The 11,473-nt window shown below is 62.1% G+C and carries 12 protein-coding genes, 2 tRNA genes and 1 pseudogene; 4 read left to right on the forward strand and 11 right to left on the reverse strand.

From position 1 onward, the window contains the following. Position 1: 1 nt before the first annotated feature. A complete protein-coding gene (locus ACSFBE_RS04135) occupies positions 2–376 on the reverse strand; it encodes an ArsR/SmtB family transcription factor (RefSeq protein ID WP_435489112.1) in 375 nt (124 codons plus the stop codon). Positions 377–486: 110 nt separating this feature from the next. Here ACSFBE_RS04135 and ACSFBE_RS04140 point away from each other — a divergent pair, with 110 nt between their 5' ends. Then, a complete protein-coding gene (locus ACSFBE_RS04140) occupies positions 487–1,308 on the forward strand; it encodes a winged helix-turn-helix domain-containing protein (protein WP_435489113.1) in 822 nt (273 codons plus the stop codon). Here ACSFBE_RS04140 and ACSFBE_RS04145 read toward each other — a convergent pair. From ACSFBE_RS04145 to ACSFBE_RS04155, 3 genes and pseudogenes are all read right to left on the reverse strand, one after another. Next, a complete protein-coding gene (locus tag ACSFBE_RS04145) occupies positions 1,250–2,440 on the reverse strand; it encodes an MFS transporter (RefSeq protein WP_435489114.1) in 1,191 nt (396 codons plus the stop codon). The genes ACSFBE_RS04140 and ACSFBE_RS04145 overlap by 59 nt on opposite strands. Beyond that, positions 2,440–3,159, reverse strand: coding sequence for an arsenical resistance protein ArsH (gene arsH / locus ACSFBE_RS04150; protein ID WP_435489115.1), 720 nt, complete (start codon positions 3,157–3,159; stop codon positions 2,440–2,442). Before arsH ends, ACSFBE_RS04145 begins: the two co-directional genes overlap by 1 nt. Further along, a pseudogene (locus ACSFBE_RS04155) lies at positions 3,143–3,358 on the reverse strand (ArsC/Spx/MgsR family protein); the annotation flags it as partial. The gene arsH and the pseudogene ACSFBE_RS04155, both read right to left, overlap by 17 nt. Before the next feature lie 75 nt (positions 3,359–3,433). On the opposite strand from ACSFBE_RS04155, the gene ACSFBE_RS04160 reads away from it, so the two are divergent. Continuing rightward, a complete protein-coding gene (locus ACSFBE_RS04160; RefSeq protein WP_435489116.1) occupies positions 3,434–3,757 on the forward strand; it encodes an ArsR/SmtB family transcription factor in 324 nt (107 codons plus the stop codon). Positions 3,758–4,001: 244 nt separating this feature from the next. After that, the gene (gene arsN2, locus ACSFBE_RS04165) at positions 4,002–5,882 is read left to right on the forward strand and encodes an arsenic resistance N-acetyltransferase ArsN2 (RefSeq protein ID WP_435489117.1); all 1,881 of its coding nucleotides are present in this window, start codon (positions 4,002–4,004) and stop codon (positions 5,880–5,882) included. A 124-nt stretch (positions 5,883–6,006) separates the two neighbouring features. On the opposite strand, the gene ACSFBE_RS04170 is transcribed toward arsN2, so the two are convergent. The 5 genes from ACSFBE_RS04170 to ACSFBE_RS04190 all read right to left on the reverse strand — a co-directional run bounded on the left by ACSFBE_RS04170 (position 6,007) and on the right by ACSFBE_RS04190 (position 9,902). Next, on the reverse strand, positions 6,007–7,287 hold the full coding sequence (locus tag ACSFBE_RS04170) for an arsenic transporter (RefSeq protein WP_435489118.1): 1,281 nt from the start codon (positions 7,285–7,287) through the stop codon (positions 6,007–6,009). Between the two features lie 51 nt (positions 7,288–7,338). After that, positions 7,339–7,824: an arsenate reductase ArsC gene (locus ACSFBE_RS04175; RefSeq protein ID WP_435489119.1), complete on the reverse strand. Its 486-nt coding sequence runs from the start codon at positions 7,822–7,824 to the stop codon at positions 7,339–7,341. Beyond that, positions 7,821–8,318: an arsenate reductase ArsC gene (locus tag ACSFBE_RS04180; RefSeq protein ID WP_435489120.1), complete on the reverse strand. Its 498-nt coding sequence runs from the start codon at positions 8,316–8,318 to the stop codon at positions 7,821–7,823. The genes ACSFBE_RS04175 and ACSFBE_RS04180 overlap by 4 nt, the downstream gene beginning before the upstream one ends. A 54-nt stretch (positions 8,319–8,372) precedes the next feature. Continuing rightward, on the reverse strand, positions 8,373–8,699 hold the full coding sequence (locus ACSFBE_RS04185; RefSeq protein ID WP_435489121.1) for an ArsR/SmtB family transcription factor: 327 nt from the start codon (positions 8,697–8,699) through the stop codon (positions 8,373–8,375). Positions 8,700–9,353: 654 nt separating this feature from the next. Further along, positions 9,354–9,902: a helix-turn-helix domain-containing protein gene (locus tag ACSFBE_RS04190; RefSeq protein WP_435489456.1), complete on the reverse strand. Its 549-nt coding sequence runs from the start codon at positions 9,900–9,902 to the stop codon at positions 9,354–9,356. A 216-nt stretch (positions 9,903–10,118) separates the two neighbouring features. Here ACSFBE_RS04190 and ACSFBE_RS04195 point away from each other — a divergent pair, with 216 nt between their 5' ends. Further along, positions 10,119–10,364 (forward strand): helix-turn-helix domain-containing protein, encoded by a 246-nt coding sequence (locus tag ACSFBE_RS04195; protein WP_435489122.1) that lies wholly within the window; start codon positions 10,119–10,121, stop codon positions 10,362–10,364. A gap of 858 nt (positions 10,365–11,222) precedes the next feature. Here ACSFBE_RS04195 and ACSFBE_RS04200 read toward each other — a convergent pair. Then, positions 11,223–11,296: transfer RNA gene (locus ACSFBE_RS04200), tRNA-Cys, on the reverse strand. A 76-nt stretch (positions 11,297–11,372) separates the two neighbouring features. Continuing rightward, positions 11,373–11,448, reverse strand: a tRNA-Gly gene (locus ACSFBE_RS04205). Between the last annotated feature and the right edge of the window lie 25 nt (positions 11,449–11,473).

Genomic DNA, 11,473 nt, shown 5'->3' on the forward strand with positions numbered 1-11,473 from the left:
TTCAGGCGTCCTGCGACCGCTTGCTGGGCGCGGAGCCCCGCAGCACGAGCGTTTCGTCGATACATGCTGGCACTTCGAGCCCGCAAGCGCCCGACCCGTCGCAGCACTGCTCGACCAGGAAGGCCAGCAGTTCGTTCATCTCGCCAAACTGGGCGCGGTAGTAGACAAACTTTCCCTCCTGCGTGCCCTGTATCAGGCCTGCATGGGAAAGCTCCTTCATGTGGAACGAGAGCGTGGCCGCGGGCAGCGCAAGCTCTTCGGCGATCTTCCCGACGGACATCCCGTCGACGCCGGCTATGACCAGCAATCGGAAGATGGCCAAGCGGGAAAGCTGTGCCAACGCCGCCAGGGCGGTAACGGCCTTTTCAGTATTCATGAGAACGCACGCGGACTGCCCAAAAGAGCAGTGAAAAAGCGGAAGTTTCTTCTCCCGATATGACGCAGGGATTTCAGAAGGTCACGCGCCTGTCACGGACTACGGCAAAGATGATCGATACCAAATTTCTAGATATGTGGAAATATTCGGCGCAGCCACTGCAAGCCATGATGTCCTTTCAAGCACCCAAGCAGGCTCTCGTGATCGCCGAAGGTCCTGCGGCATTCGACCCGATCGCCCGGGCCTGCAGGCTTGGCGGCTTCGACGTACGCCGGGTGAGCGATCTGCGAGACGCGAACAGGCAGCTTGCCACCCAGCTGCCCAGCGTTGTGGTCCTGGACACAGTCGTCTTGGGCGTCGACGTCCTAGATTGGATCAGCTACCTTCGCGAGTCCCCTCGAACGGCTGGGATTCCCATCGTGATCACATCGCCTTCGAAGTCAGCAGACGCAGCGGTCGAGGCCTTGGACGGGGGTGCTGATGACTATGTGCCGCGGCCCGGGTCGCATGAAGAGCTGCTCGCACGGATCAAGGCAGTTGTCCGCTGCCGAAAGCCCGAGTTGGGCAGCGACGAGATCGTTTTCGGTCCGCTGATCATTCGGCCAACCGATCGAGAAGTTCTGGCCGCGGTTGGTGAAACGCGCAAAAAGGTCGAGCTTGGCCCCACGGAATTTCGTCTGCTGCACTTCCTTGCGGTGCATCCAGAGACAGTGCACACGCGCGAGTCACTTCTGAGGCGGCTATGGCCGGCTCAGCATGACACCTTGGAGCGGACGATTGACGCTCATGTGCGAGGGCTTCGAAGGGCACTGGAGCGAGCAGGGCTTCCGCCGCTCGTAGAGACCGTGCTGAGGTTGGGGTACCGACTGACGTCTACGCTGCCGCAGCCCGCTCTGCGCCGCCTTCGGCCCGAAGCAGCATCAGCGCAGTGAACGCCACCAACCCCAGCCCCGCTGAGAGCCACAGCGCGCCGGCGCCCCATCGGTCCAGGCACACCCCGAAAAGCCAGGGCGCGAGCGCTTGGGCGATACGCGCAGGGACCATGAGCAAACCCTGTCGAGCGCCGTAGCCCTGCGGCCCGAACAGAACCAGGGGGAGCGTGCCCTTGGCGATCGTCAGGATGCCGTTGCCCGCGCCATGGAAGATCACAAAGACAGCTGCCACAGGAGCCCCAGCGATGCCCAGCAGCGCAGCGCCGGCAGGATGCATCAGCGTAGCCAGCCTTGCTGAAAGCAGGGGATGCACCTTGCGCAGAAGGCCAAACTCCAATATCCGCGCGCCGACCTGCGCCGGCCCGACCAGGGCCCCGAATGCGACGGCAGCCGCCAGTGTGGCGCCGCCGGCCATCAGCAGCCTGGGCAGATGCGCTGCCATTGCTGTGCTGATGAACCAGGTGATGGCGAAGACCACCGATAGCAGGATGGAAGCCTTGAGGGGGCTGCTCGCATTCGAGACTGGCGCTGCCGGCTCAGGCGACTCGCTCAGTGCGGCCGCCATCGTTGCAGCTTTCGGTAACAGCCAGTTGAGCGGCACGCCGAGAAAGACGTGCAGCGCGGCCCATCCGAAGCAGGCGCCGCGCCACCCGTATCGAGCCTCCAGGAAGGCCGACAGCGGCCAGCCCACGGTGCTGGCGAACCCTGCAAGCAGCGTGATGCCGGTGATCGCGCCCCGGGCGTCGCGCCCGTAGAGCCGGACAAGGCCTGCAAAGGCAGCCTCGTAGAGGCCACTGCCCATCCCGACGCCCAGGACGGCCCACGCGACCAGCAGCCCGACCAGGCTGTGCGCCGTACCCAGCAGCATCAGGCCGGCGGCGAACACCAGGTTGGTCGCCATTAGCACCGGGCGGCCGCCCCAGCGATCGATGGCCCGGCCAGCGTATGGGCCGAGGAACGCGGAGATCACAAGGGCGAACGAGAACGCAGCGAACACCGTCGGTGTCTCGATGCCGAGATCCTTGGCCATCGGCGCCGCCAGCATGGCCGGCAGGTAGTACGACGATGCCCAGGCCAGCGTCTGCGTGCTGCCCAAGGCAACAACGACGGCAGAGCGGCTGGTCAGGGGCATCAGATCGAACGTTGATTGACCCGCTTGGAAAGTTGCTCCGCGCTTTCCCTTCGCTCGCTGTAGCGGTCCACCAGGTAGCCGGCTGCGTCGCGGGTGAGCAGGGTGAATTTCACCAGCTCCTCCATCACGTCGACCACGCGCTCGTAGTACGCCGACGGCTTCATGCGGCCGGCGTCGTTGAACTCCAGGAAGGCCTTGGCGACCGAGGACTGGTTGGGGATGGTGATCATGCGCATCCAGCGCCCCAGCACCCGCAGCTGGTTGACGGCGTTGAAGGACTGCGAGCCGCCCGACACTTCCATCACCGCCAGCGTCTTGCCTTGCGTGGGCCGCACGGCCCCGATGGATAAGGGAATCCAGTCGATCTGCGCCTTCATGAGGCCGGTCATGGCGCCGTGGCGCTCTGGCGAGGTCCAGACCATGCCCTCAGCCCACTGCGCCAGCGAGCGCAACTCCTGCACCTTTGGGTGGTCCTCGGGGGCGTCGTCGGGCAGGGGGAGGCCTCTCGGGTCAAAGATCCGTGGTTCCGCGCCCAAAGCTTGCAGCAGGCGTGCGGCTTCTTCGGTCAGCAGCCGGCTGTACGAGCGCTCTCTCACCGATCCATACAGCAGCAGGATGCGCGGCGGGTGGGTGGCTCTTTCGGCCGGATGCAGCCGCTGCAGATCTGCTTTGTGAAAAAGCTCGGCATCAATATTGGGAAGCTCAGGACTCGACGACATGTTGGCCCCTTGCATCGATCACGGCCGCGCCGTCCTCCTTGGCAAACGCCGCCTGTTGCGGAGGCAGAAGGACGCCGAGCACTACCTCTGACGGTCGGCATAGCTGGGCGCCAGACGGCGTCACCACGATCGGTGGGTTGATGAGGATCGGTTGCTGCAGCATGAAGTCGATCAGCTGCGCAGTCGTCCATTTCGAGTCGCGCATCTTGGTCTTAGGTGAAGATAAAAACTCAGGGGTTCTTGCATTATCCAACATTTTGACTATTATGGAAACATGGAAGAAAAAGCCGTCATCAAAGCCTTGGCCGCCCTAGCGCAATCGGTGCGCCTCAAAACCTTTCGCGCCCTCGTGGTCGCGGGAACAGAGGGAATGACGCCTAGTGCCCTCGTTGAGTTGCTGGACGCACCGGCGCCGACCTTGTCGTTTCATCTGAAGGAGCTTCTCAACGCCGGGCTAGTGACGCAAGAGCGCGATGGCCGCAGCTTGATCTATCGGGCCGCGTACGACCAGATGAATGCATTGCTTTCATTCATGACGATGAACTGCTGCCTGGGACAGCCCGAGCCTGCTCGAGCTGCGTCCAGCTGCGAATGCTGATGCGCGCGATGACCTACTTCAAATCAAACCAGCACGTGACCTCAGGTCGACAGCAAGTTGCGCGCTTGCCCCGCCGTCGATGTCGATCCTAGTCGTGACATAGATCAAACGCTTGATGCGCGCGATTGCTCGTTGCTGAAGCGTGATCTAAAGCCTGTCTCCCCCGTTGTTGTTGCTCATCGAGCGTTCCACGAAGACGCCGGGGTGAGCTGTTGCCCGCTATGTGCGAATGAAAGGAATCCCAATGTCGAATGCGAACACCTCACTGCGTCCCGCCACCCCATCCGACTGGCCGGCGATTGCCGCGCTACTCGAGGGCAACAAGCTTCCTTTGGACGGTGCAAAGGATCATCTGGCCTCGTACTTGTTGGCTACACAAGCCGATGAAATCATCGGATGCGCCGGGCTCGAACTCTATGGTGATCTCGCGTTGTTGCGATCCGTGGCGGTCACGCCGGACCGGCAGCGCCTGGGCGTCGGCAGACAACTAGTCTCCCGCCTGCTGGAAGAAGCTAAGCGCCGACAGATCGCTACGATCTACCTCCTGTCGGTTACCGCTCCCGAATACTTCGCGCAGTTCGGCTTCAAGCGCGGCCCGCGCGAAAACGCACCTGCAGCGCTTCATGCGTCTACTGAGTTCCAAGGCGCGTGCCCTTCGTGCGCCGCACTCATGTCACTGACCCTAATCGAAACACCCGCGCTGGGCGCAGCGCTGCCTGTAGCAGTTCTGGGCGCGGGCCCGACCGGTCTGGCTGCGGCAGCACGCCTGATCGAGCGCGGCATCGAGCCCGTCGTGCTGGAGGCCGGTGTGCAGGTCGGAGCAAATCTGCTGGACTATGGCCATGTGAGGCTGTTTTCCCCCTGGAGGTACAACGTCGACCACGCCATGGCCAAGCTGTTGGAGCCGACAGGCTGGACAGCACCGCCGGCCGGCGAATTGCCTCTGGCGGGCGACATCGTTCGCAAGGTGCTGCAACCATTTGCAGCTTTGCCCCAGGTTGCACATGCGCTGCATCTCAACACCAAGGTGGTGTCCGTCAGTCGTGAAGGCTTCGACAAGGTAAAGACTACCGGCCGGGACAAGGCTGCGTTCGTGATTCGCGCTACGAGGAACGGCGAGCTGATCGAGCTGCGCGCTCGCGCAGTGATCGACGCCACCGGCACCTGGAATTCACCAAACCCCATTGGTGCCAATGGCCTGCCAGCCTTGGGCGAACCGGAGATCCAAGACGCCATCTTCTACGGCATCCCCGATGTGCTTGGCCAACACCGCGGCCGTTATGCGGGAAAACGCACTCTGGTTGTGGGCGCCGGTCACTCCGCAGCCAACGCGCTGCTGTACCTTGCCGAGTTGGCCAAGCAAGTGCAGAGTACACGCCTGACCTGGACTGTGCGCTCCCCGGTGCTGACGCGGGTTTTCGGCGGCGGAACCGCCGATGCCCTCCCTGCTCGGGGCCAGCTCGGTACGTCCCTCAAAGCCCTGCGCGACGATGGCACGCTGGAGTTCGTCGCCGGCGTGCGCATCACGGAGCTGCGTCGGGAAAACGGCGTGATTACCGTCGTCGGCCTAGACGCTGAAGGCAAGCCCGCTTCGCTCACCGGTATCGAGGAAATCATCTGCGCCACGGGCCAGCGTCCGAACCTGGCTCTGACAAGCGAGCTACGCCTGAAGCTCGATCCCTGGCTCGAATCCGCCGAAGCCCTTGGACCGCTGATCGACCCGAATCTGCACAGCTGCGGCACCGTCCGTCCGCACGGGCATCGCGAGCTGTCCCATCCGGAACCCGGCTTCTATTCACTGGGCGTCAAGAGCTATGGCCGCGCACCGACCTTCCTCATGGCCACCGGCTTCGAACAAGCCCGCTCGGTGGTCGCTGCCATTGCAGGTGACTTTCAGGCTGCCGATCGAGTGGAGCTGGACCTGCCCGAAACAGGTGTGTGCAGCTTGGACGCCGCTGAACAGGTTAACAACGAGAGCACCTGCTGTGACACACCGGCGTCCGTAGCCGTTCAAACCGCGCTGGTCCCAGCATCTGCGGCGCGCAAAGCCGCAGGAGGCTGCGGAACGAGTTCGTGCAGTACGTCCGTGAAGCAGCCCGAAGTGGTCAAGCCCGTATGCTGCTGACCGCTCGAAGCACTACGGGTCCGAGTGCCGTGGGGATGAGCAGCATGCAACGCTGGCACACGATCTCGGCGCTCAGCACGGTGCAAAGGCTATGACGAGGGATCTGAGCGTTTGACACCGACGCTCAGCTCAGGCGCAGGGCGAGCGCGGCCAAGGTCACGAAGAGGACCGGTACGGTCAGGACGATGCCAACCTTGAAGTAGTAGCCCCAGGCGATGGTCGTGCCCTTCTTTGCCAGTACGTGCAGCCAGAGCAGCGTCGCCAAGCTGCCAATCGGTGTGATCTTCGGGCCAAGATCGCAGCCAATGACGTTCGCATAGATCATGGCGTCCTTCACCACACCCGTGGCCGAAGACGCCTCAATGGACAGCGCGCCGATCAGCACCGTCGGCATGTTGTTCATCACGGACGACAGCAGCGCGGTGAGGAAGCCCGTGCCCATAGCGGCGCCCCATACGCCGCTCTGCGCGAAGACGTTCAGCAGCCCCGCGATGCGGTCGGTGAGACCGGCGTTGCGAAGGCCATACACAACCAGGTACATGCCCAGCGAGAACACCACGATCTGCCAGGGCGCGCCGCGCAGCACCTTGCGCGTGCTGATCACGTGTCCGCGCGCCGCGACAGCCAGTAGGAGGACCGCACCGACAGCAGCGACAGCGCTCACCGGCACACCCAGCGGCTCCAGGCCGAAGAAACCGACCAGCAAAAGGACGAGAACCACCCAGCCGGCGCGGAAGGTTCCAAGATCCTTGATCGCAGCGACCGGTGCCTTCAGCTGTGCCACGTTGTAGGTCGCCGGAATGCCCCGTCGGAAGTACAGCATCAGCACGACAAGGCTGGCCAGCACCGAAGCGACGTTGACCGGGACCATCACTGCCGCGTAGTCGTCGAAGCCGATCTTAAAGAAATCCGCCGAGACGATGTTCACCAGGTTCGAGACGATCAGCGGCAGGCTGGCGGTGTCGGCGATGAAGCCGGCCGCCATCACGAAGGCCAGTGTCGCGGCCGGCGTGAAGCCCAACGCGATGAGCATAGCCATGACGATCGGCGTGAGGATCAGCGCGGCGCCGTCGTTGGCGAATAGCGCCGACACCGCGGCACCAAGCAAGACGATGAAGGCGAACAGCAGCCGCCCGCGACCGCCGCCCCAGCGGGCGACGTGCAGGGCAGCCCATTCGAAGAATCCGGCTTCATCCAGCAGCAAGCTGATGATGATCACGGCCACAAAGGTGGCGGTGGCGTTCCAGACGATGCCCCAGACGACGGCGACGTCGCTGAGTTGGACGACGCCCAGTACCAAGGCGATCACGGCGCCCAGCGACGCGCTCCAGCCAATGCCCAGGCCCCGCGGCTGCCATATGACCAGGACGAGCGTGAAAATGAAAATGAGGATTGCAGCCAGCATGTGAGCTTCTTATTGGTATCGGAAAAGCCGAGCTGGACGCCCGGTCTGAACTTAAAGTGCTTCGAGAGCGGCGCGAAGTTGGGTGTCGTCCAGCGACTCAAAAGGCACTTGCGCGAGCTGGCGCATGCGCTCGCCGATGGCTTGCCGCGTGGTCTCGAACGCCGCGCGCTTCTCGTCGGCGTTCGAACCGACGTTGGATGGATCCGGGTAGCCCCAGTGGATCTTGACCGGCGAGCCCGGCCAGTAGGGGCAGGTCTCCTGTGCGGCACTGTCGCAGACCGTGATGACCACGCGCATCTGCGGCGCGTCCGGCGCGGTGAACTCGTCCCAGCTCTTGCTGCGATAGCTGGCGGTGTCGATGCCTGCAGCGTGTAGCACCTCGATGGCCGCCGGGTTGATGCGGCCACTGGGAGCGCTGCCGGCGCTGTGCGCTCGCACATCCACGCCGAGCTGCTTGGCCCAGTGGTTCAACATGCCCTCGGAGAGCACGCTGCGCGCCGAGTTGTGGGTGCAGAGGATCAGGATGTTCGTCGTCACTGGCGGGTCCCGATGTCGCGCACTTCACGCTGGATCGCCATGCGCTCCAGCTTGTCCATGGGGAGGGACAGCATGAACTCGATGCGGCGCTTGAGCGTCACAGCTGTATCCATGAAGGCTCGCTTCTTTTCTTCGTCGGTACCTTCCACGGCGGCAGGGTCCGGCAGACCCCAGTGCGCAGTGATCGGCTGGCCCGGCCACACCGGGCACATCTCGCCCGCGGCCTGGTCGCAGACGGTGATGACGAAATCCATCGGCGCAGCGCCGTCCTTGGCGAACTCGCCCCAGCTCTTGCTGCTGTAGCCCCGGTCCTCGATGTGGAGCGTGCGCAGTGTTTCCAGGGCAAATGGATTCACCGCACCCTTGGGATGGCTCCCGGCGGAGAAGGCCTTGAATCGGTCGCTTCCAAGCTGGTTAAGCAGGCCCTCGGCAATGATGGAGCGAGCCGAGTTGCCAGTACAGATGAACAGCACGTTGTGGAGAGAGGCAGTCATGATGATCAGTGGGTTGGAGAATTTCTAGCGCCTGGGGATCAAAGGACGATTTGCTCAGGGCGAACAAGCCAGCGAGCCATCGGAGGCCATGCAAGCCTCGCCTTGGCAGCAGTTTTCTGTGAGGTAACCGAGCAGCGCATTCATCTGGTCGAAGGCGGCTCGGTAGATGAGATTGCGGCCCTGGCGCTCTTGAGATACCAGGCCAGCGTGTGTCAGTTCCTTGAGATGGAACGACAGGCTCGTGGCGGGAACGCCTATCGCTTCGACGAGGGCACCCGGCGTCATCCCCTCAGGGCCGGCCACCACCAGGCAGCGAAAGACCTGCAAGCGCATTGGCTGGGCCAAGGCAGCGAGAGAGCGAACAACTTCGTTTGATTCCATTATTCAATGATAGTCGAATGATTGGATTCATCATGAAGGTTTTGTGACATCGACAGTCAGATGGCTCGTGCAGGCGTCCACCCTCGTTCTCGACCAAATAACGGCGAGCACGAGTGGCTTACGGCCAAGCCTAAAAAGTTAGGAGGCGGTCCGACGCCATATGTATCCGCAGGGCTTGTCCAGACCGCATGCCTGACCGCTCGAAGAAGTGTTTTGACCACAGCCCGCAGCGCTATCGATCGATCTTCACTGCGCAGCGTCAGGTGCACGCTTTCGCCAAGGAACGTCGCCTTGTCCAAAACCACTGGCAAAGTGCTTGAATCATCTTCGGGAGCACGCCCCTGCTTGAGGATCACCACGTCGCCGGCTCCAATCCCCACCGCAGCATCTCGATTGAGACGCGCCTGCATCACTTTGTCCACACTCTCGTGACCTGTAGCACAAGGGTGAATCCAATACGTGCAATTGCAGCTCGGCTCAGCAGTTCGTAATCGTGGAGCCTTACCGCTCGTTGACTGAGCCGACGAGCCGAACGAAAAGTTGACGCCAGGTGCTGCGGTCCCTTGCGAATCCATCGGCCATTCTTCCGGACGCAGGGGCCCGCTGCCTACCGGCGTTCATGCGTTTTCCTGCTGGTAGCGATCGAGCCGGCGGTCAGTCCCGCATCGTGAACACCACCGACAGGTAGCTCACAGGCCCCTCTTCGATGGCCTCGATCCCATGCAGCGCCGTCGCGTCGAACTGCAGGGAGTCTCCCGGGGCCAGCTTCACCACCCTGCCCCCGTAGCGGTAGGACACCCGTCCCGTCAACAGGTGCAGGAACTTGATGCCTGGATGCTGGAAGGTGACGTAGGGCTCCGCCTCCGGCTGCAAGGTGACCAGGTACGGCTCGACGAACAGGTTGCCCGACAGCTGGTGGCCCAGGAGCTCGTAGCGGTAGCCGGCGACGGCACCGACCCGATCGACCCGAATGCCCTTGCCGGCAGGGACGAAGGAGAAGTCCGTGCGGCTGGTCTGGTCGCTGAAGAAGCGGGAGACCGGCACGCCCAGGCCATTGGCAATGCGGTCCAGGGTTTCGACAGAGGGTGAAACAAGCCCGCGTTCTATGCGGGAGAGCATCGAACGGGAAACACCGGAACTGGTGGCTAGCTCACCGCCGGAGGCACCGGCGGCAATCCGCAGAGCGCGGACTTGATGGCCGATGCGGTGGGCGGGATCGCTGCGCGTTGGCCCTGACGATGCTGGAATCCGAGAGCGCAGGATGGACGCCGGCAGCCGAATGGGGCGGGCGGTAGGAAAGGGAGAAGCGATGATCGGCAAAGTCATCGGGCGTTGGTATTCGGAAGCGGCCGCAACGGAACCTGTGTTTGGGTCTTATCGTACGTGGTCCAATCGTACTCTGTTGTGGACCATGAGTCCATGCCGACTCCTTCACCGAAATACGCGCTTGATCCGGCGCTGCTTTCGTTGGGAGTTGCGGTGCGAGACGCTAGGAAGGCACTCCAGATGTCGCAGGAGCAGCTCGCCTTGCTAAGTCAAGTCGAGCGCTCCTACATGAGTAGCATTGAGCGCGGGATGCAAAACGTTGGCGTAATGACTTTGGTCCGCATCAGCGCATGCTTGGAAATGACTGTTGCCGAGCTAATGAGCAGGGCAAAACTGTAGCGCTCTGAGCACTAGCCCTCGTCCCTTTACCAGCTTGACTGCCTCGAGGTGGTTTCCACCAAGGCGTTGTCATAACTGTGACCTTGCTGCCTACGGATGGCTCGATGCCCGATCCGCCAACCGTTCGACGAAGCGAATATACGCACCGATCTACGCAAAAAGGTCGTGCGCGTATCCCCTACCAAACTGGGTAGCTGTCACATAGACATGCGCACGCGGCTTGCGCGTTGGTGCCCGAGGCCGGAATCGAACCGGCATGACCGTGAGGTCGAGGGATTTTCTTACCACTTCGACTTTCGCCGCCAGCGTCGATCGCTGTTCGTGGTCTGGAGCACGCCTTCACCCTAGCCTGCGGCCTTAGGTGCCCGCCGTCTGCTCTCTACACCTTCCCTTGAACGTTTCCGATCCAGGGCTTGGCTCGGCGTTGGCTCGGACACTTACACGTCCAGGGCGTTCACCGACTTTGACGGGCTTCACCTTCGGAGTTTCCTCCGGAGGGCTCAAATTTGCTTCAAGTCCCTTGTGTCTACCAGTTTCACCACTCGGGCTGGCCTGACTTGTTACCTATCCATTTTCGCCCGGCTGCGACCAGGCTTGCTCCAACTGTACCGCTTCGCTTGGCCCCTAGCTGGCTCCTAGCCTGCCAAGAGACTAACCCTGCTTCCATGCCCAAACGCCTGTAAACCCGCGTCGTTACTGGCATTAGATCCAACGTCCATGCGACCCAAATAACTTGACAACGGAGTTTTTAAGTCCGATGTGTCTACCAATTTCACCATCCGGGCCGGTCTTGGCTTAACGAAGATAACCCAAAACAAAACAGCCCCGACAACAACGGTTGGCGGGGCCTGAAGAAGATGGAGGCGCGACCCGGAGTCGAACCGGGCTAGACGGATTTGCAATCCGTTGCATAACCGCTTTGCTATCGCGCCACGCTTGTTGTCAGCTGTTCTGGATCTCTTCGACGTCGCGAAAAAAAGGGAAGCCTAAGCTTCCCTTTTTCAAAACTGGAGCGGGATAAGAGACTCGAACTCTCGACCTATACCTTGGCAAGGTATCGCTCTACCAACTGAGCTAATCCCGCGTTTCGAGCCTTAGATTATAGAACA

It is taken from the genome of Variovorax sucrosi (assembly GCF_051216635.1).
Classification (GTDB): Bacteria; Pseudomonadota; Gammaproteobacteria; order Burkholderiales; family Burkholderiaceae_C; genus Variovorax.